Source organism: Microlunatus parietis (assembly GCF_013407955.1).
Classification (GTDB): domain Bacteria; phylum Actinomycetota; class Actinomycetes; order Propionibacteriales; family Propionibacteriaceae; genus Microlunatus; species Microlunatus parietis.
The window spans coordinates 4,844,120-4,862,777 of record NZ_JACCBU010000001.1 but is presented as its reverse complement, the minus strand read 5'-3'; the positions used below and the strand labels follow the sequence as shown (position 1 = coordinate 4,862,777).

Here is an 18,658-nt window from a genome sequence, read left to right as displayed (position 1 = left end):
ATGCTCACGGCCCGGTTGGGTACGGTCAGCGTCCGAGCAGCCCGTCGCCGGCCCGCCAGACGACCACCACCGCGGGGCGGGCCAGGTCCCCGTCCGGCCAGGTCGAGGCCGGACGATCCGCGGTGGCCCCGCCGACCTCGCCCGGGTGTTGCACCGACACCAGGGCCGTGCGCTGGTCGGGCGTCAGGTACGCCGAGGCCTGCTCGGCACCGATCGGCACCGAGAGGAACTGCCGGACCCGGCCGCGTTCCGGGCCGTCGACCGGAACCGCGAAGAGCCCGTCGTTGTACGGATCGCCGCCGGGACCGGTGACAGCGTTGCCGTCGGTGGAGATCCACAGGTTCCCGTCGGCGTCGAACGTCAGGTTGTCCGGGCAGGAGATCGGCGAGACCGACGTCTTGTCGAAGCCGGCGAAGTAGGTCGCCGGGTCGTCCGGATCGCCGCAGACGATCGGCAGGCTCCACGCGAACGTGTCGGCCGCCGGGTCGCCGCCGGTCTCGATCAGTTCCAGGACGTGACCGTGCTTGTTGTCGTGCCGCGGGTTGGCCTCGTCGGCCGCGGGCCGGCCGACGGCGCCGCGATAGTCGTTGTTGGACAGCGATACGTAGACCCGGTGATCGCGGGGATGGATCGCCACGTCCTCCGGCCGGTCCAGTGGTGTCGCACCGGCCCGGTCCGCCGCCAGCCGGGTGTGCACGAGGACCTCGTCGAGCGCCATCCCGTCGATCATGGACAGCTCGCCCTGAGCCAGCGGCAGCCAGCGCCCGGAACCGTTGAACGCGCCGTCGTCCGGCAGCGCGCCCGCGCCGTCGATCTCGCCGGCGCTGGTGAAGCCGAACTCGGCGGCATACAGGGTGCCGCGGTCGAGCAGGCCCCGGTTGTGCCGGCGGTCGTCCGCGGAGTCGCCGGTTTGGAGCCTTTCCTCGGAGACGAACTTGTAGAGGTATTCGAAGCGTTCGTCGTCACCGAGGTAGGCGACGACCCGGCCGTCGCCGGCGACGACGATCGTCGCGCCCTCGTGCTTGAACCGGCCCAGCGCCGTGCGCTTGCGCGGGACCGACTCGCTGTCGTACGGGTCCAGTTCGACGATCCAGCCGAACCGGTTCGCCTCGTTGGGGTGCTGAGCAAGATCAAATCGCTCGTCGGCCGTGTCCCAGTGCCGGCTGCCCGGCGGATGGCGGCGCTTCGTGTGGAAGCCGTACCGGTCGAGGGCCGGTTTGGCCGCCGCCGGTGCCTCGTCGCCGCCGACGAAGTAGTGATCGAAGTTCTCCTCGCCGGACAGGACGGTCCCCCACGGCGTGACCCCGCCCGAGCAGTTGCTCAGCGTGCCCAGCACCCGGCGGCCGTCCGGGTCGGCCGCGGTCCGCAGCAGTGCCGAGCCGGCGGCCGGGCCGGTGAACTCCAGCGGGGTCTCGACCGTGATCCGCCGGTTGTACGGCAGCGCTCCGGACCGGACGAGCCGCCACTCCCCCGTGTCGCCGACTCGCTCGAGTTCAACCACGCTCATCCCGTGGGCGGCCATCGCGACCCCGATCTGGGCGGCGGTCGGTGCCTTGTCGTCGTACCGGCGAAAGATCAACTCCTCGTTGGTGTACTCGTGGTTGACCACCAGCAGGCCGCGCCGACCATGATCATCCGCGCGCTCGGGGTCCGGCAGCGGCACGACGGTGAGGTAGTCGTTGTTGTAGCCGAACTGCTGCCGTTGCGCCGCCGCCGTCTGCCGTTCATGATCGAATTCCGGGGCGCCGGGCAGCACCGGGTCGCCCCACCTGATCAGCACCCGCTGCCGATAGCCATCCGGCACCCGGACCGCGTCGTCCCGATTCGGCGGCACCGGCTCGAACGCGAGCGGCGCCAGCGACGGGCCGGGTGACGCCGCGGTCGGAGTCGCCGGAGCAGAGTCCCTCGGCGCGGACGGGACCGCCGTACAGGCCGCCCCGGCACCGATCACCAGTGCGCCGAGCGCGCCGCCGAGCAGCCCGCGGCGGGACACCTCGGCGCGAACCAGGTCACCGAAGGGGGTGTTGCCGGACCGGTTCGGGGCCGTCCGGGCGCAGGCGAGACCGCAGCGGTGCCGGCAGGTCGCGAGGCTTCGAGAAGGTCCCGGCGTTCGAGCCATCCTTCGACCCTAGCGCCGGGTCGCCCGCGACCGACCTGATCGCGAAGCGCGCTCGGTCCGGCGGCGGGCGTTCTGGCGCCGCGACTTGTTGGTGTTGCCGCAGTCGGACATGCTGCACCAGCGGCGTGAGCCGTTCTTGGTGGTGTCGATGAAGAGCCAGCCGCAGGGGATGCCGTCCCGCCCCTCGCCGCCACAGATCTTGATCTTGGTCGGGGCGACGCTGCGGAGGGTGTCGAAGGCGGATACGGCGGCGGCCCAGCGGACGACTCGGAGGTCGGGTTCCGGCCAGTTGAAGACCGGCCCCGTCGAGGTGATCGCCAGCGTCCCGTTCCGTACGGCCTCGCCGTAGGCGGCCTGCAGGGCGGCGACATCACCGGGGCTGGGCGGCGCCCCACCGGCCAGCGCGGCGAACACGCGATAGGTCACATCGCTGAGTTTCCGGGTCCGGTGCAGCACCTCGCCGGCCGCCTCCGCCTCGCCGGCGACCCGCCAGAGGCGCTTGGCCCGATCGTGCCCGTACAGCTGCTGGTTCAGGCCCCACGCGACCAGGTCGTACGGGTCGTTGAAGTCCTGCCTCAGCCGCGGCGTGCCGGCCTGGTCAGGCTGAGCCGTGGCGCCGCGGGGTTCCACGCTGTTGGCGAAGTCCAGGCACAGGGCCCCGCCGAAGCTCGGGCCGAGCGCTTCGATCCGTGTGTCCAGGTCCGCCATCTCGATCATGCTACTCCCTATCAACGTTTCACCGGTAGCATTCTGGGTACTTCCACCAAACGACCGTTAGCCGGTAGCGAGGAGGAACTCGGATGAGCGGCCTGGACACCGGCCGGGCGAGTGTCGGAGCGGCAGCAAGGATCGCGGCACTCGGCTTCGGACAGCTCAGCATCGTGGTGACGTTCCAGGCGGTGGCGATCGTGCTGCCCGCCATCGGGGCGGACCTCGACGTCGCCCCAGCCGTCCTGCAGTGGCTGGTCGGCGCCACGGCGCTCACGTTCGCGGGGGTGCTGTTGCTGGCCGGACGGCTCGCCGACCGGTTCGGTGCGCCGCAGTTGTTGATCATGGGTTCGCTCGTGACAGCGGCCGGCGGAGTGCTGGCGGCGATCGCACCCGAGTTCGGCCTGCTGTTGATCGCCCGGGTGGCTCAGGGGGTCGGGATGGCGCTCTACACCCCGGCCATGGTCTCGCTGCTGTCCACCGGTTTCGAGCACCGGACCGATCGGCATCGGGCCTTGATCTGGTGGAACGTGGCGGGCGGCGTCGGCGGGGCGCTCGGAGTCGCCGGCGGCGGGTATGTCGCGCAGTCCGGCTGGCGTTGGGCCTTCTGGCTGCTGGCCGTGCCGCCGTTGATCACCGCGTTACTGGCCGTTCCTGCAGTCCTTCCGGCACGCGACGCCGTTGGAGGTCGGCCTCGGCTTCCTTCCCGCCAACGCCGGACTGATCGCCGGCTCCGCGCTCGGCGGCGTGATCGTCCGGCGCTGGAGCCATCGCGTCGCCGCCGGCAGCGGCCTCGCCCTGCTCGCCGCCGGCATCGCTGTGCTGGCGACGATCACCGAGGACAGCACGGTCTGGCATCCGTTTCTCACCGGCTGGCTGATCTTCGGCCACCGGCACCAACATCGCCCAGGTCGGCTTCATCGGCCTGGCCGGTGAGCAGACGCCGGGGGAGGCGGGCACCGTCGCCGGCCTCGTCTCCGCGGGCGCGCAGATCGGCACCGCGATCGGCCTCGCGGCCTTCGTCGGCCTGTCCGGTCTCGCGGCGAGCGAGCTCGGCGGCTACCGCCTCGCGTTCCTCGGCGCCGTGGCCACCGCCCTCGCCGGCGTCCTGATCGCCGCCGCGGCTCGCCGGCCCGCGGCCTGACGGTGATCTTCAGCGGATGGTGAAGCCGCCGTCCACGACGAGGTCGGCGCCGTTGATCATGTCGGCGGCGCCGCTGGCCAGGAACGCGGCCACGGCGGCGATCTCCTCCGGCTTGGCGAACCGGCCGACCGGGATCTCCGCCTGGTGCGCCTCCCCCTTCGGGTTGTCCCAGGCGTCGATGCCGAGCGGGGTCAGCACCACGGTCGGCGAGATCGAGTTCGTCGTCACGCCGCGGCCGGCCCACTCCAGGGCCAGCACCTTGGTCAACCCCACCACACCGAACTTCGAGGCACAGTAGGCGGCGTGCTCGGCGATCGCGACCGAGGCGGCCTGCGAGGCCAGGTTGATGATCTTGCCCCGGCCGCGGTCCAGCATCCGCCGGCCCACCTCCCGGCACATCCGGTACGTGCCCGTGAGGTTCACCGCCAGGGTGGCGTCCCAGCCCGTGTCGTCGAGCAGCTCCGCCGGGGCCAATCGGGCGATCCCGGCCGAGTTGACCAGGATGTCCGGCACCCCGGCCCGCTCGACCGTCGCCGCCACCGCGGTCGCCACCGAGGCACTGGACGCGACGTCGCACTGCAGGGCCAGCGCCTCGGGTTGATCATCGGCGCGCCCGGCGTTGAGCGCCGCCGCCACCTCGGCCGCGGCCACCAGATCACGATCCAGCAGCACCACCCGGGCCCCCGAGGCGGCGAACCGCTCGGCGATCGCCCGGCCGATCCCGGATCCGCCGCCGGTGATCACGGCGACCTTGCCGGTCAGCCGGACCTGCAGTTCGGAGACGTCGACGTCGATGTCGGTGATCAGCCCGCCGGTCACTGGGCCCCTTCCTGCTGCCCCGGAATCCCTTCGTAGGCGATGTTTCCGGTCTTCAGGTTCTTCTCGGTCAGCTCGGGCAGCCCGGCCAGGAACTCCTGCCGCTTGGTCACCACGTGCTCCATCGCCACGTCGACGTTCTCGGTGGTGATCTCGGCCATGATGTACGTCGGCTTGGTGTTCACCTGATCACCGCGCGCGATCGCGGCCGCCACGGCCAGGCCGGCGGACAGTTCGACGGTGCCGTTCTGCAGCATGGTGCCGATGAACTCGCCGGACTTCACGGCCCGCAGCCCGTCCTCGATGCCGTCGATGCCGACGACCGGGGTGTCGTCCATCCCGGCCTCCTTCAAGGCCTGCAGGGCACCGAGGCCCATGTCGTCGTTCTGCGAGACGACGCCGTCGATCTTGTCGCCGTGGGCGGAGATCCAGTTCTTCATCTTGTTCACCGCCTCGTCCCGCTTCCAGTTGGCGGTGTCCTGCGCGATCACCTTGATGTCCGGGTACTTCTTCAGCACGTTCTCGATCCCGGTCTGCCGGTTGATCTGGCCGGACTGGCCGAGCGGGCCCTGCAGGACGACGATGTTGCCCTTGCCGCCCAGTTCGTCGGCCATCATCTGCATCTCGCCCTCGCCGGCCAGCACGTCGTCGGGTTGGACGTCGCCGTCGATCTCGGGATTGTTCAGGGACGCGTTCACGGCGATCACCGGGATGCCGGCCGCCTTCGCCGCGGTCACCTGCGGCTGCAGCGAATCCGCCTGCACCGGCACCACGACGATCGCGTCCACCTGGGCACTGATCAGCTGGTCCATCTGGTTGGCCTGGGTGCTCACGTCGAGATTGGCGGCGTTCCAGGCGAGTTCGATGTTGTTGGCCTTCGCGTAGGCCTCCATCCCCTCCTTGCCGGCGGTGATGAACGAGCTCATGTCGTAGACGGTGACGCCGATCCGGAGCGGCTTGGCACCTCCTTCGGCTCCCTGTTGATCACGGTTCGGGTCGCCGAGACCGCAGGCCGAGACGAGCACCAGCGCACACGCGGTGATCATGGCGAGGACGAGCTTGCGCATGAGGAAACTCCTTTGTCGGTACGAATTCACTGGCGGCGTCGGGCGGTCCAGACGTCGACCGCTACCGCGAAGACGATCAGCACGCCCTTGATCACGTCCTGCCAGTACGAGGGCACCAGCAGGATGTCGAGCCCGTTGTTGAGCGTCTGGATCAGCAGCAGGCCGAGGGCGGTGCCCCAGATCGAGCCGCGGCCGCCCATCAGGCTGGCCCCGCCGATCACCACGGCCGCGATGGCGTCGAGCTCGTAGCCCTGACCGAGGTTCGGCGGGCCGGAGATCACCCGGGAGGCCAGCATCACCCCGGACAGGCCGGCCAGGGCACCGGAGATCGCGTACACGCTGAACAGCACCCGGCGCGTGTTCACGCCGGCGATCTCGGCCGCGACCCGGTTGCCGCCGACCGCGTACACCCTCATGCCGTAGGCGGTCCGCCGCATCACGATCGCCAAGATCACGATCCCGGCGATCATCACCAGCACCGGCACCTGCAGCCCGAGGATCGTCGTATTGGCGATCGCGCCGAACTCCGGCGGCAGGCCGTTGATCGGGGCGCCGCCGCCGATCGCGTACGCGGCACCGGATCCGGCGGTGAGCATGCCGAGGGTGGTGATGAACGGTGGCACGTTGACCACCGACACGAAGAACCCGTTGATAGCCCCGGCCAGCAACCCGACCGCGACCGCGGTCAGCACGGTCAGCCACACCTGGCCCGGGTTCGCCTTGGCCACGGCGGCCCCGGTCATCGCAGCCACCGCGATCACGCTGCCGACCGAGAGGTCGATGCCGCCGGTCAAGATCACCAACGTCTGACCGAGCGCGATCAGCGCGAACGGCGCGGCCGCGATCAAGATCGTGACCACGTTGTCCACGCTGGAGAAGCGCAGACTGCGATAGCTGAAGAAGCAGATCACCAGCACGACGACGATCAACATCGCGTTCCGCAGTGCCAGTTGGAACCACCACTGCCGGGAGAACCGACGGGCCTCGCCGCCGAGCAGGGTGTCCGGCACATCCGGCTCGAGGACCTCGGGCTCGGTGGCGAGCGTGGTCTTGGCAGGCTGGTTCATCGCACGTCCTCGGTGACTCGTTCGATCGGCTGATGGTCGAGATCGGCCGCCATCGCGAAGATCCGCGCCTGGGCGTCCGGGGCGGAGAGCTCGGTCCGGCTCAGCTCACCGGCGACGGCACCGCGACGCAGCACCAGCGCTCGATGGGAGAGGCCGAGGATCTCCGGCATGTCGGAAGAGGCCATGATCACGGCGACCCCGGAGGCCGCCAGGTCGGCGACGATCCGGTAGATCTCGGACCGCGCGCCGACGTCGACGCCGCGGGTCGGCTCGTCGAGCAGCAGCACGTTGATCTTGCCGGTCAGCCAGCGGGCCAGCACCACCTTCTGCTGGTTGCCGCCGGACAGCGTGCCGACCTCCTGGCTCAGCCCGCGGGACCGGAGCCGGACCGACCGCATGGCGTCCCCGACCGCGCTGACCCGGTCCCGGCCGCGCAGCCAGCCGGCGATCGAGAACTGGCTCAGCCGGGGCAGGCTTCCGTTGTCCAGCACGGACATGCCGAGAATCGCGCCGCCCGCCTTGCGATCTTCCGGCACCAGCGCCAGCCCGTGCCGGATCGCCTCGGCCGGTGCGCCGCGGCGCAGCTCGCGCCCGTTGATCATGATCCGGCCGGCGAGCGTCCGCCGGGTGCCGAAGATCGCCTCCAGCAGTTCGGTACGGCCGGCGCCGACCAGGCCGGCCAGCCCGAGGATCTCTCCCTTGCGTACGGTCAGGTCGACCGGTGCCGAGGCGCCGGCGACCCGCAGCCCGGAGACCTCCAGCACCGCGGGATCGGCTGCGGCCGGCTGCTCGGGCAGCTCCGGGAACAGGGTGCCGAGTTCGCGGCCGATCATGGCGGTGACGATGTCCGCGTCGGACACCTCGTCGATCGCCTCGTCCAAGATCAGGCTGCCGTCCCGGAGCACGACGACGCGGTCGGCCAGCGCGCGGATCTCGGCCATCTTGTGGGTGGTGTAGACCATCGCGACCCCTTGATCACGGAGCCGGCGGACCACCCGGTAGAGCTGCTCCACCTCGCGTTCGGAGATCGCCGAGGTCGGCTCGTCGAGCAGCAGCACCTTGGCTCCGGCCGGTCCGCCCTCGAAGGTCAGCGTGGCTTTGACGATCTCGACGATCTGCTGCAGGCCGACCGGCAGGCTGCGCATCCGAGCGGTGACCCGGAGCACGACGCCGAACTCGTCCAGCGCCCGCTGCGCCTCCTTGATCATCGCCCGCCGGTCCAAGAACCCGAACCGGCGCAGCTCGCGGCCGACGAACAGGTTCTCGTAGACGGTCAGGTCCGGGATCGACGCCAACTCCTGCGGGACGATCGCGACGCCGGCCCGGTGCGCGTCGGTGACGCTGCCGCCGTGCAGTTCCCGGTCGCCGATGATCACGCTGCCGCGATCGGCCCGGTACTGCCCGGAGGCGATCTTCATCAGCGTCGACTTGCCGGCACCGTTCTCGCCGGCCAGCGCGGTCACGGTGCCGTGCTCGAGATCCAGGCTGACCCCGGCCAGCACCGGAACGCCGCCGAAGCCCTTGGTCACGTCCCGACACCGAAGCACCGGCGAAGAGCCAGCGGTCACGTCGTCCTCCTCCGCACGTTGTCATCGTCGAATCGTGCTCGGATGAGCCACTGAGGCGCGAGATCACGCTCACCTGAGATTTCGGACGATAGTTCACACTCGAGCACTCGTCAAGGTTTACGGTGCTCACATGAGCAAGGCGGAGGACAAGCCGGCCAGGCGGACGGCATCCCTGGACGAGCAGCTGCTGATGGCCGACATCGCCCGGCGGCACTTCTGGGACGGGCGGACCCGGGTCGAGATCGCCGACGAGCTGGGCCTGTCCCGGTTCAAGGTGGGCCGGCTGCTGGAGACCGCGCTCAGCAGCGGCCTGGTCCGGATCGAGATCAATCTGCCGGAGGCGGTCGACTCGGATCTGTCGCTGCGGCTCAAGGAGCGATTCGGCCTCGACCGGGCGCTGGTCACGGCGCCGCGGGACGGGAGCCCGGAAGGGATCCGGGACGCGCTCGGCCGGGCCGCGGCGGCGCTGCTCGCCGACCTGGTCACCGAGGACGACGTGCTCGGCGTGACGTCCGGCCGTTCCATCGACGCCGCGGCCCGGCACCTGACCAGGCTGGCCGGCTGCGAGATCATCCAGCTCACCGGGATGCCCGGAAACCTCAACGACAACCCGGTCGAGGTGCTGCGCCGGGTCACCGAACTGTCCGGCGGCCAGGCGCATTCGATCTACGCGCCGCTGACGGTGGCCACCGCGGACTCCGCCGAGGCGCTCCGCTCCGATCCTCGGCTGGCCTCGGCCTTCGGGCGGTTCGCGGCGGTCACCATCGCCGTCACCGCGGTCGGCTGCTGGCGGCCGCCGGACTCGCGGTTCCACGACGGCATCGGCGAGGCGGACCGTACCGAACTGCTCCGGCGCGGGGTGATCGCCGACGTCGGCGGAGCACTGCTCGACGCCGACGGCCAGGCGGTCCACGACTTCGACGACCGTACCCTCGGCATCGGGCTGGAGGGCCTGCGGGCGATCGACCAGGTGATCGTCGTCGCCGGCGGCGAGTGGAAGACGCCCGCGATCCGCGCCGCGCTGCGGTCCGGGCTCGCCGAGACCCTGATCACCGACAGCACGGTGGCCCGGCGGTTGCTGGCCGACCCGTCTTGATCACCTCCCGGCTCCGGCTGGTGATCGTGCTGCTGGCCGTGGTGATGCTCGGGCTGGCCACCGTCTTCTCGTCGATCATCTCGGACCGGGTCGGCCGGCGCCGGGTGCTGGTGATCTCGGCCGCGATCGTGATCGGCTGGGCGTTGTTGATCTTCCCCCTGGTCGACTCGCGCAACCTGTTCCTGGTCTGGCTGGCGCTGGCCGGCTGCCTGTGCCTGATGGGGCTGTCGTTCGGCCCGATGAGCGCCTTCCTGCCGGAGTTGTTCCCGACCCGCTGCCGCTACAGCGGCGCCGCGCTGTCGTACAGCCTGGGCGGGGTGTTGGGTGGTGCGCTGCCCCCGATCATTGCCGTTCAGCTGCAGGCTTCGGTGGGTTCCTGGACCATCGGCGGGTACATCGCGGTGGTCGCCGCGATCTCGCTCGGCTGCGTTCTCGCACTGCCCGAAACCAGGCAGGTCGACCTCGATGCCACGGGTCCGGGAACAAATTTCCGGTAACGGCTTGCGTGCCGGGAATCGCGGGTAGTCTTGACCAACGGATGCGGGGTCGACCGCATGACCCGCAGCGTGCCGGTCCCCCGCATCCTCTAATTTTCAAGGCGTTTCGACAGGAACGCGCGTTCGGCTGTGTTGTCGCTGTGATCGATCGCCCGGCGGTACGCGAGCGCCGCCTCGTCGGTCCGGCCGGCCCGCCGGAGCAGGTCCGCCCGGGCCGCCGCACACTGCTTGGTCCATTCCCGGCTTCCGGTCTCCGGAAGTGACGCCAGCTCGGCCAGACCGGCCTCCGGTCCCCGGGCCATGGCGACCGCGATCGCCCGGTTCAGCCGGACCGTCGGGGACGGGACCAGGGTCAGCAGTTGGTCGTACAGCAAGACGATCCGGGACCAGTCGGTGTCTGCGGCCCGGGCCGCGGTGACGTGACAGGCGACGATCATCGCCTGCAGTTGGTACGGGCCGATCCGCTCCCGCCGTCCGGCCAGGCGCAGCCGGTCCAGGCCGGCGCCGATCATGGTCTGGTCCCACAGCGACCGGTCCTGGTCCTCCAGCCCGATCAGTTCGCCCGCCGGCCCGATCCGGCCGGGCTGCCGGGCGCGTTGCAGCAGCAGCAGGGCGAGCAGGCCGCCGGCCTCCGGGGCGTCCGGCATCAGGCTCGCGGTGAGGTCGGCCAGCCGGATCGCCTCGGCCATCAGGCCCGGCCGGGCCAGGTCGTCGCCGGCGGTGGCCGTATAGCCCTCGTTGAACAGCAGGTAGATCACGCCGAGCACCGCCGCCGTTCGTTCCGGCAGCAGATGATCGGGCGGCACCCGGTACGGGATCCCGGCCTGGGTGATCTTGGCCTTGACCCGGACCAGCCGCTTCGCCATGGTCGGCTCCGGGACCCCGAACGCCCGGGCGATCTCGGCCGTGGTCAGCCCGGCCAGGGTCCGCAGCGCCAGCGCGACCTGGGCCTCGAACGCCAGCGCCGGATGGCAGCAGGTGAAGATCAACCGGAGCCGGTCGTCGGTCAGCGGCGACATCGCCGGGTCCGGGTCGTAGGTCTCGGTGCGATCGCCCTCGGTCATGATCAACTCCTGCAGTTTGGTCCGGCCGACCTGTTCCCGGCGGAGCCGGTCCAGGGCCCGGCGGCGGGCCGCGGTGGTCAGCCAGGCCCCCGGCCGGTCCGGGATCCCGTCCCGGTCCCAGGTGCGCAGGGCCAGCGCGAACGCCTCCTGCGCACAGTCCTCGGCCAGGTCCCAGTCGCCGGTCCGCCGGATCAGGGTGGCCACGATGCGGCCCCACTCGTCGCTGAAGGCGGTTGCCACCGCCGCCGCGACCGCGGGGCCCGACCCCTGCGTCACGGGCCGATGACCGGCCGGATCTCCACCTGGCCGAAGTCGGTGGCCGGATGTCCGGCGGCGATCTCGATCGCGGCATCAAGATCATCGACGTCGATCAGCGCGAAGCCGCCGATCTGGTCCTTGCCCTCGATGTAGGGCCCGTCGGTCAGCAGCACCTGATCGCCGCGGACCCGGACCGTCGTCGCCAGCGGGCTCGGCCGCAGCCCTTCGTGGGCCACCAGCACCCCGCGCCGGACCAGGTCGTCCATCCAGGCATGGAATTGCCGGCCCTTCTCCGGGGTCGCCAGCACGTCGGTCCGGCTCTCGTCGGCACTGATCAACAGCAGATAGCGCATCGCACGCCTCCTGTGGTCTCGATTCACCCTAACGACGGACGGGCTGTCGCCCGGATGGACAGCGGGCGAGAATTTTCGCGTGACGGTCCTGCAGCCCGGTCGCCGTTCGTCGCCCCTGTGGAAGTCCCAAACGAGGAGGAATCATGGAATCCACGAAGTCCGCCGACGGCACGATCATCGCCTACGACCGGGACGGCGCGGGCGACCCGATCGTGTTCATCTCCGGCGCGTTCAACGACCGGACCAAGTGCGCCCCGGTCGCCGAACTGCTGCGGGACACGCACACGGTGATCTGCTATGACCGGCGCGGCCGCGGCGACAGCACCGACGAGGGCACGGTGGCCGGCATCCCGGCCGACGGTCCCGACCGCGAACTGGCCGACCTGTCGGCGGTGCTCGAGGCGGCCGGCGGTTCGGCGGCCGTCCTCGGCTTCTCGTCCGGCGGGGTGCTGGCGCTGCAGGCCGCCGCGGCCGGGCTGCCGATCACCAAGATCGCGCTGTACGAGCCGCCGCTCGGGGTCGACCGGGCCCCCGACCTGCCGGAACGACTGGCCGAGCTGATCATCGCCGGCCGGCGCGGGGATGCGGTCGCCACCTTCCAACGGGAGGGGATCGGGCTGCCACCGGCCGTGGTCGAGCAGATCCGGCAGTCGCCCGGCTGGCCGTACCTGGAAGCGATGGCGACTTCGGTCGGGTACGACGCGGCGGTCACCCGGCTCGGCCTGCCGGACTCGCTGCCGGACCTGCCGATGATCGTGCTGAACGGTGCCGAGACCTGGCCCGGCCTGCGCGAACTGGCGGCCGGACTGGCCGCACAGGTGCCCGGGATGCGGCACCTCGAGGTGCCCGGCGGCGAGAACCACACCATGCCGCCGGCCGCGACCGCCGAGGCCCTGCGGACGTTTCTGGCGGGAGCGGAGTCATGATCATCATCGCCGGCCACCTACGGCTCGACCCGACGGCGCGGGACGCCTTCGTCGCGGCCCATCGGGACCTGGTCGCCCGGGCCCGGGCCTTCCCGGGCTGCCTCGACCTGGCCATCACCGCCGACTCGGTGGACCCGAGCCGGGTGAACAACCTCGAGGTCTGGCAGGACGCCGAGGCGCTGACGGCCTGGCGGGCCGTTGCCGCGGCGCCCGACCTGGGCACGGCGATCCGGGCGGCGGAAGTCAAGCGGTACGACGCGGTTGACGGCGGACCGCTGTTCTGAGGACGCGGGTCGGTCAGCGGCGGTCGGGTGTCAGCCGGTAGATGTTGAGGCCGTCGGTCTCGGTGACCAGCCAGTCGCCGGTGACGGCGCGGACCGTACCCTCGACCGGATCCAGCCGGCGGGCGCCGGTGCGGTCGATCGCCGTCGTGCTGGTGGCGGACTCGAGCCACAGGTAGCGGCCGGTCGCGGCGCGCAGGTTGCCGAACCGGCCCAGGTCGGCCGACTCGCCGACCTTCGGGGCACGGATCGGCAGGCCGCTGCTCAGCACCGTGCCGCTCTCCTGGCCGGGCCAGGCGAAGTAGGCGCCGTCCGAGTCCCGGCCGAGCGAGCCGAGCGCCTGGAAGCCGTCGGTCAGTTCGTACTGGCGTTCCCGGGCGAGGTCGACCAGCACGGTGTGCGGGCTGGTGGTGTCGCCGGCGCCGGCCCGGACGGCGATCGCGGCCAGGTCCGCCGCCGATTCGTAGAGGTCGACCTCGGGCCGCCGCCAGGTGCCGCGGTGCTCCGAGGTCAGCACGACCTCGCCGCTCTCCAGGTCGACCACCACCGGGGTCCAGTCCTCCAGGTCCGGGCCGTTCACCCGCTGGGCCAGTACGTGGTCGCCGCTCACCCAGCTCGCGGCGTAACCGGAGAGCGTCCAGAGCCGGTCGCCCGAGTCGGCGTCCAGGGCCGCGATCGAACGCTGCTCCTCGTCGGAGGTCCGCAGTTCGACGATCACCGCGTCGTCCGTCACGTCGGCCACCGCGATCGGGCCCTCGTTGCCGCTGATCGACCGCGACCACTGGAGGCTGCCGTCCTCGGTGGAGAAGCCGGCGACGCCGTACTCGTTCGCGCCGATGCAGTCCACCGCGTCGCAGCGGTAGTCGGCCGCGATCAGGTCGGCCGGCCCCTCACCGAACGAGCCGACCACATGATCGATCGTCCGCGGCTCGTCCGGGTCCCCCAGCGTGAGCTGTCGGGGCAGCCGCCACTGCTGGGTGCCGTCGGCTCCCATCAGGTACGCGATCTTGTCGGGGCCGGCGAACACGACGCCGGAGTCCGTCACCGCGATCGGCTTGTCCTCGGCGTCGGCGAACCCGTCCGCCACCAGCTCGGCGTCCAGTTTCGGCGCCGCGGGAGCCGGCTTGCTCGGCGTCGGGGTGGGGCTCGGCGTCGGGCTCGCGCTGGGCGTCGAGCGTTCCGGGGCGCTCGCGTCCGGGGTCGGTGCGGACTGCGGTGCGGCCGTGCAGCCGGTCACCACCATGGCCACACCGAGCACGAGCAGTCTGGCGTACGTCCTCATCGGTCAGCTCCGTCCGCAGGCAGATCGATCGGTCGGCCCGATTCTGCCGGACCGAAGGGCACCGCTGGGACGGGGACGGCCGTGGGGTCCGGATTTCTTGTCGGGGGCGTAGTGTGAGTTGATGAGCAAACGGTCCGAAGCCAAAGCCCGAGCCCGGCAGCAGGACCAGCAGGCCGAGGCGCGTGCGCAAGCACACCGCACCGCGACGGCGAACGCCCTCGGCCGTCCCGAACCCGAGGTCCGTGCCCGGCTCAAGTTCGAGTACACCAACGCGGGACTCGAGCTCGACGAGACGTACGAGGCGGCGATCAGGGAACTCGTGGCCGGCCGTCCCGCCTGATCATTCCGGTTGATCGACCCCCGGGCCCGCAAGGATGGCGCCGAAACCCCGTCACCCAAACACGGAGGCTCGGATGCCAGATCACCTGACTCGTCGATCGCTGCTCATCGGCGGTGCCGCCGCCGGAATCGGTCTCACCGTCGGCATCGCCGAGGCGGAGGCCGCTCCCCGCGGCGTCAGATACCGCTATCAGGAACAGCCCAACGGCTGGTACTGCTCTGCCGCGTCCGTACGGATCGCCCTCAGCACGCCGCTGTTGGCCAGAAACGGAAGCATCCCGTCACAGAACAGCCTGGCCAAGTCCCTCAATCTGCATCCCTACGACGGCCCGAGCCGCGAGAACATGGGGCTCAAGGATCCCACCCTGATCGCCAAGGTGTTGAACCGCCGGCTCAGCTACGTCGGCCTCTCCTATCGCTACCTGTTCCGCATCGCGCCGAGCGGCACGCTCTACCGGGACCTGCAGGCGAAGGTCAAATACAGCATCGACCGCAACCATCCCGTCGTGATCAACATGAACCAGGTCGACGGCACCCGCTACGCGGGGCACTACATCGCGATCGTCGGCTACTCGAACCGGCAGTACAAGATCGCCGATCCCGCCAACCCCCGCCGCGCCGGCGTCTGGCGGGACAAGCAGAAGATCGTCGACTGGAACAAGCTCAACCGCTTCACCTACTTCGGGTACGCCGGCTGACTAGTCGACCGAGATCGTCTCCCGCGCGGTCACGCCGTTGACGGTGATCACCAGCTCGGCCAGGCCGGGCCGGAGGGCGGTCAGCCGGCCGGTGCCCGGATCGTAGGCGACGATCGCCTTCGGGTCCGGCCGGCGCCGCTCGTGATCACCGATCCAGACACCACTACCGCCCCAGGTCGCGCTGACCGGCCAGGCGACCGGGACCCGGCGATCACCGTCCTGGACGATGGAGGCGCCCGCGGCGACGGTCTCGCCGACCGCGAGCGAGCCGGGCACGGTCAGGTCGATGTCGTCCACCCGGGCCCGGGTCTCCACCCGCAGCCAGTCCAGTCGATCATGACTGCCGACGACCGGGCCCTTCGCCGGGTCGATGCCGAGCAGCGACCAGCCGGTGAAGCCGCCCCGGTCCGGCGCGCCGGACGGGCTCTTGCCGGAGTTGCCGTTGATCAGCCGGGACACGCCGCCCGAGGCCTCGGCGTAGAAGGTCCCGACGTGGCCGTTGATCAGGGCCACCGATTTCCGTTGTTCCGCCTGGAACCGGGCCAGCAGCCGGTCCAGCGCGGCGGCCTCGTGCCGATCACCGAGCTGGCTCGCCTGGTCCGGGTGCGGGTCGTCGATCGGGTGGTGGTGGAAGATCACCACACCGGTGATCTCCGGGTCCGCGGCGGCGTCCGCGAGCTGGGCCTCGAGCATCCGCAACTGCGCGGTGCTGCCGCCCGGGTGCAGCGTGCCGGTGCTCGAGTTCAGCGTGATGATCTTGGTCGGGCCGAGGTTGCGATGCGTGGACGAAGGACCGAAGATCGACTCGAAGTTGCCGATCGGGCCGCCCATGATCTCGTGGTTCCCCGGTACGTAGACGTACGGGATCTTCGTGCCGACCTCCTCGTCCAGGATCCGCTTGGCCAGCTCGAAGTCGATCATGGCCGCCTCGTCGACGAAGTCGCCGTTGATCACCAGCAGGTCCGGCTTCGCCGCGACGATCTCGCGCAGCGTGCGCCGGGCCGCAGCGACCAGGTCGCTGTCCGGATTACGGCCGACGAACTGGCTGTCGCTCATCACCGCGATCCGCTGCGGCCGGTCCGCCACCGAGCCCTCGCTGATGATCACCGGGTCGCGCAAGGCGGCCGGCTCCGGCAGATCGACCTCCGGCGGCACCTGAGCGGCCAGGCCGGCGATCTCCAACCGGTCCTTGTACGAGGCGTCGGACCTGATCTCCATGAACCGGAGTGCGGTCACGGTCAGCGGGAACGCGGTGCCGGCCGGGACCGGGAACCGCACCTGCCGCCAGCCGGTCCAATCGATGTTGGGGCCGTCCAGGTTGGTCGAGGTCCCGTCGCCGCGGGTGACCTGGATCCGCGGCCACTCCTCCTTGCCGGTGCCGTTGATCCACAGCGTCAGGGCCTGCGGCTGCCCGGCGACCGCGATCGGCCGCACCGGCACCGCGTACATGCCGCGCGTCGCCGTCGACTGGGTGAAGTCGAAGTCGAGCGCGAGCGCCGGGCCGCCCTCCGGCCCGGTGGCCGCGGACAGGGTCCCGGTCGCCCTGGCCGTCTGGGCCTTCCAGCCGGCCGGGTCGGCGAAGTCGGCCAGCGGCACCTCGGTGTGGCCGATGGTGACCGGCACCGTGAGCTGGTGGCCCTGGACGGTGAACGTGATCTTGCTGGCGCCGGTCCCGACCGTCGGGGTGATCAAGAACGCGCCGTTGTCGGCCGGCTCGACCCGGACTCCCGCGTCGGCGGTGATCTTCACGTCGCGCGGCTCGACCGGCACCCGGTGCCCGTCGGCGTCGACCGCGGTCAGGGTGATCGTGGCCGTCGACTCCGCGTCGGGCATCGCCACGATCTGGTCCGACCCTTCCAGCCGGGTCATCGGGCCGCGCACCCGGAGCGCGACCTCGGCGCTCCCGGTGCGGGTCCGGAACCGTACCGTGCCGCTGCCGGCGGTCCCGCCGATCACCACCGCTTCGGAGGTGGCGCGCGGATCGGCCAGCGTGATCACGCCGGACGGCCGGGCCTGGAAGGTTCCCGTGACCGGCGCGGCGGCGAGGTTGCCGTCCAGTCCGGTCCCGGTCACGGTCCGGCTCAGCCCCGGCAGCAGGTCGTACGCCTCAGGCCAGCCCAACCCGTGCGCCGGCTCGATCGCCGGCCGCAGCGCGACGTCGGTGATCGGTGCGGCGGGCGCGGTCGACCGGAAGACCAACGCGTTCGCGTCGGCGCGTTCCCGGCCGTCGGACGGCCTGTTGATCACGGTACGGTCCTCCGTCCCGGCCGGCCGGGCCACCAGGGTCGACGACCCGCCACCATCGAGATTGACGGCGTTCCAGGCGCCGAGTTCGATCATGAACCGGGTCAGCTCGGCGATCGTCATGCCGTGCGCGTCGCCCTGCCGGCCGTCGATGCTGACCACGATCAGGCGGCTGCCGTCCTTGCTCACCCCGACCGCGGTCCGGGCCGCCGCGACTTGATCTTGATCGGTCGGCTCGCCGTCGGTCAGCAGTCGTTGATCACCACCGACCGCGAGGTCGACGTCCGCGCTGGCCTGCACCGTGAGTTCCGCGGTGTCGCCGACCTCGGCGCCGGCCAGCCGCTCGGTCGCCGTGCCGCGGGCGACCAGGGCCGAGCCGCCCTCGGGCAGGTCGAGCGCCTTGCTGAGCAGCGACCGGTCGGTCGAGTTGCCGGTCACCTTCCCGGCCACGATCGTCACGATCCGTACCGGCTCGTCGGCCTCGATCAGCCGGCCGACCGGAAAGTCGCCCCAGACCCGGTTGAACAGGCCGATCGAGTTCTTCGCGAAGCTGGGTGAGTTGACCGACCGGAGCTGCTCGGTGGTGCCGTCGATCCGTACTGTCGCGGCCGACATCAGCTCCCGTACCGCTGCCTTGCCGTCCTTCAGCGTGAACGCCTGCCGCGGGTCGGCGCCGGCGGTCCGCAGCCCGTCGGTCGGCGAGATGTTGGTGCCGACCGGGGCGTCGGACCGGTTCAGGTCGAAGTAGTCGCCGTTGACCGCGGCGACCGTACGGCCCTTCGCCCCGAGGTCACTCTGCTCGGCGAACTCGCTGACCGGCGCGGGCGAACCGGCCACGTCGCCGCCGTCCTCGATGTCGAGTTCGAGCGTCGGCACCGACAGGTCGGCGCTGAGCACCGATCCGGTCACCCAGCCGCCCGGCTGCAGCCGCTGGAACGAGGTCAGGTCGAGGCCGGGCGCGACCCGGATCGACCGGTCCCGCAACAGGGCGGACTCACCGCCGGTCAAGTCGGGCCCGTCCGGCGGTTCGGCGGCAGCGAAGCCGCCCACTCCCGCAAGGCACAGTCCGGTCAACAGTGCCGCAACAGCGGCCAGGCGACGACGCGTCATGATCCCCCTCAGCGAGTACGT

General features: G+C 71.1%; 17 protein-coding genes and 1 pseudogene. 8 read left to right on the top strand and 10 right to left on the bottom strand.

Annotation, left to right across the window (positions count from 1 at the left end; translation table 11 throughout):
• Positions 1–25: 25 nt before the first annotated feature.
• Together BKA15_RS23345 and BKA15_RS34985 are read right to left on the bottom strand one after the other, a co-directional pair.
• A complete protein-coding gene (locus BKA15_RS23345) occupies positions 26–2,119 on the bottom strand; it encodes a PhoX family protein (protein WP_179754848.1) in 2,094 nt (697 codons plus the stop codon).
• 9 nt (positions 2,120–2,128) lie between these two features.
• Positions 2,129–2,836: a CGNR zinc finger domain-containing protein gene (locus BKA15_RS34985; RefSeq protein ID WP_218871543.1), complete on the bottom strand. Its 708-nt coding sequence runs from the start codon at positions 2,834–2,836 to the stop codon at positions 2,129–2,131.
• 83 nt (positions 2,837–2,919) lie between these two features.
• Between BKA15_RS34985 and BKA15_RS37350 the strand changes: the two are divergent.
• Positions 2,920–3,465, top strand: a pseudogene (locus BKA15_RS37350) (MFS transporter); the annotation flags it as partial.
• A gap of 43 nt (positions 3,466–3,508) precedes the next feature.
• Entirely contained in the window at positions 3,509–3,763 is a 255-nt protein-coding gene (locus tag BKA15_RS35805) for a hypothetical protein (protein ID WP_246322409.1), read from the top strand.
• Positions 3,764–3,980: 217 nt separating this feature from the next.
• Here BKA15_RS35805 and BKA15_RS23330 read toward each other — a convergent pair whose 3' ends face one another.
• Genes BKA15_RS23330 through BKA15_RS23315 form a run of 4 tightly spaced genes read right to left on the bottom strand, consistent with a single transcriptional unit; the run spans position 3,981 to position 8,489 of the window.
• Positions 3,981–4,790 (bottom strand): GolD/DthD family dehydrogenase, encoded by an 810-nt coding sequence (locus tag BKA15_RS23330; protein WP_312879227.1) that lies wholly within the window; start codon positions 4,788–4,790, stop codon positions 3,981–3,983.
• Entirely contained in the window at positions 4,787–5,854 is a 1,068-nt protein-coding gene (locus BKA15_RS23325; RefSeq protein WP_179754844.1) for a substrate-binding domain-containing protein, read from the bottom strand. Before BKA15_RS23325 ends, BKA15_RS23330 begins: the two co-directional genes overlap by 4 nt.
• Before the next feature lie 26 nt (positions 5,855–5,880).
• Positions 5,881–6,921 carry an ABC transporter permease gene (locus tag BKA15_RS23320; protein WP_179754842.1) on the bottom strand — a complete coding sequence of 347 codons (1,041 nt, stop codon included), beginning with the start codon at positions 6,919–6,921 and terminating at the stop codon, positions 5,881–5,883.
• On the bottom strand, positions 6,918–8,489 hold the full coding sequence (locus tag BKA15_RS23315; protein ID WP_179754840.1) for a sugar ABC transporter ATP-binding protein: 1,572 nt from the start codon (positions 8,487–8,489) through the stop codon (positions 6,918–6,920). Before BKA15_RS23315 ends, BKA15_RS23320 begins: the two co-directional genes overlap by 4 nt.
• A gap of 130 nt (positions 8,490–8,619) precedes the next feature.
• Here BKA15_RS23315 and BKA15_RS23310 point away from each other — a divergent pair, with 130 nt between their 5' ends.
• Together BKA15_RS23310 and BKA15_RS23305 are read left to right on the top strand one after the other, a co-directional pair.
• Entirely contained in the window at positions 8,620–9,585 is a 966-nt protein-coding gene (locus BKA15_RS23310; protein ID WP_179754838.1) for a sugar-binding transcriptional regulator, read from the top strand.
• Complete coding sequence (locus BKA15_RS23305; protein ID WP_179754836.1) at positions 9,582–10,082, top strand: MFS transporter; 501 nt, start codon at positions 9,582–9,584, stop codon at positions 10,080–10,082. The genes BKA15_RS23310 and BKA15_RS23305 overlap by 4 nt, the downstream gene beginning before the upstream one ends.
• A gap of 89 nt (positions 10,083–10,171) precedes the next feature.
• Here BKA15_RS23305 and BKA15_RS23300 read toward each other — a convergent pair whose 3' ends face one another.
• Positions 10,172–11,422, bottom strand: coding sequence for an RNA polymerase sigma factor (locus tag BKA15_RS23300; protein ID WP_179754834.1), 1,251 nt, complete (start codon positions 11,420–11,422; stop codon positions 10,172–10,174).
• Positions 11,419–11,757, bottom strand: a complete 339-nt coding sequence (locus BKA15_RS23295; RefSeq protein ID WP_179754832.1) for a YciI family protein — start codon at positions 11,755–11,757, stop codon at positions 11,419–11,421. Before BKA15_RS23295 ends, BKA15_RS23300 begins: the two co-directional genes overlap by 4 nt.
• Before the next feature lie 143 nt (positions 11,758–11,900).
• Here BKA15_RS23295 and BKA15_RS23290 point away from each other — a divergent pair, with 143 nt between their 5' ends.
• The gene (locus BKA15_RS23290; protein WP_179754831.1) at positions 11,901–12,683 is read left to right on the top strand and encodes an alpha/beta fold hydrolase; all 783 of its coding nucleotides are present in this window, start codon (positions 11,901–11,903) and stop codon (positions 12,681–12,683) included.
• Positions 12,680–12,967 carry a putative quinol monooxygenase gene (locus BKA15_RS23285; protein ID WP_179754829.1) on the top strand — a complete coding sequence of 96 codons (288 nt, stop codon included), beginning with the start codon at positions 12,680–12,682 and terminating at the stop codon, positions 12,965–12,967. Before BKA15_RS23290 ends, BKA15_RS23285 begins: the two co-directional genes overlap by 4 nt.
• 13 nt (positions 12,968–12,980) lie before the next feature.
• Here the strand turns inward: BKA15_RS23285 and BKA15_RS23280 are convergent, their stop codons facing one another.
• Positions 12,981–14,246 (bottom strand): outer membrane protein assembly factor BamB family protein, encoded by a 1,266-nt coding sequence (locus tag BKA15_RS23280; RefSeq protein ID WP_179754827.1) that lies wholly within the window; start codon positions 14,244–14,246, stop codon positions 12,981–12,983.
• Between the two features lie 121 nt (positions 14,247–14,367).
• Between BKA15_RS23280 and BKA15_RS23275 the strand changes: the two genes are divergently transcribed.
• Complete coding sequence (locus BKA15_RS23275) at positions 14,368–14,586, top strand: hypothetical protein (protein ID WP_179754825.1); 219 nt, start codon at positions 14,368–14,370, stop codon at positions 14,584–14,586.
• Between the two features lie 73 nt (positions 14,587–14,659).
• Positions 14,660–15,283 (top strand): C39 family peptidase, encoded by a 624-nt coding sequence (locus tag BKA15_RS23270; RefSeq protein WP_179754823.1) that lies wholly within the window; start codon positions 14,660–14,662, stop codon positions 15,281–15,283.
• On the opposite strand, the gene BKA15_RS23265 is transcribed toward BKA15_RS23270, so the two are convergent.
• On the bottom strand, positions 15,284–18,637 hold the full coding sequence (locus tag BKA15_RS23265; protein WP_179754821.1) for a phosphodiester glycosidase family protein: 3,354 nt from the start codon (positions 18,635–18,637) through the stop codon (positions 15,284–15,286). It abuts the gene before it with no gap.
• Positions 18,638–18,658: the final 21 nt, after the last annotated feature.

Bases quoted from the DNA above. Each gene is read 5' to 3' on its own strand.
- BKA15_RS23310 (WP_179754838.1), top strand. From the start codon at position 8,620: ATGAGCAAGGCGGAGGACAAGCCGGCCAGGCGGACGGCATCCCTGGAC.
- BKA15_RS23275 (WP_179754825.1), top strand. From the start codon at position 14,368: ATGAGCAAACGGTCCGAAGCCAAAGCCCGAGCCCGGCAGCAGGACCAG.
- BKA15_RS23320 (WP_179754842.1), bottom strand. From the start codon at position 6,921: ATGAACCAGCCTGCCAAGACCACGCTCGCCACCGAGCCCGAGGTCCTC.
- BKA15_RS23285 (WP_179754829.1), top strand. From the start codon at position 12,680: ATGATCATCATCGCCGGCCACCTACGGCTCGACCCGACGGCGCGGGAC.
- BKA15_RS23290 (WP_179754831.1), top strand. From the start codon at position 11,901: ATGGAATCCACGAAGTCCGCCGACGGCACGATCATCGCCTACGACCGG.
- BKA15_RS23270 (WP_179754823.1), top strand. From the start codon at position 14,660: ATGCCAGATCACCTGACTCGTCGATCGCTGCTCATCGGCGGTGCCGCC.
- BKA15_RS23345 (WP_179754848.1), bottom strand. From the start codon at position 2,119: ATGGCTCGAACGCCGGGACCTTCTCGAAGCCTCGCGACCTGCCGGCAC.
- BKA15_RS23295 (WP_179754832.1), bottom strand. From the start codon at position 11,757: ATGCGCTATCTGCTGTTGATCAGTGCCGACGAGAGCCGGACCGACGTG.
- BKA15_RS23280 (WP_179754827.1), bottom strand. From the start codon at position 14,246: ATGAGGACGTACGCCAGACTGCTCGTGCTCGGTGTGGCCATGGTGGTG.
- BKA15_RS23265 (WP_179754821.1), bottom strand. From the start codon at position 18,637: ATGACGCGTCGTCGCCTGGCCGCTGTTGCGGCACTGTTGACCGGACTG.
- BKA15_RS34985 (WP_218871543.1), bottom strand. From the start codon at position 2,836: ATGATCGAGATGGCGGACCTGGACACACGGATCGAAGCGCTCGGCCCG.
- BKA15_RS23325 (WP_179754844.1), bottom strand. From the start codon at position 5,854: ATGCGCAAGCTCGTCCTCGCCATGATCACCGCGTGTGCGCTGGTGCTC.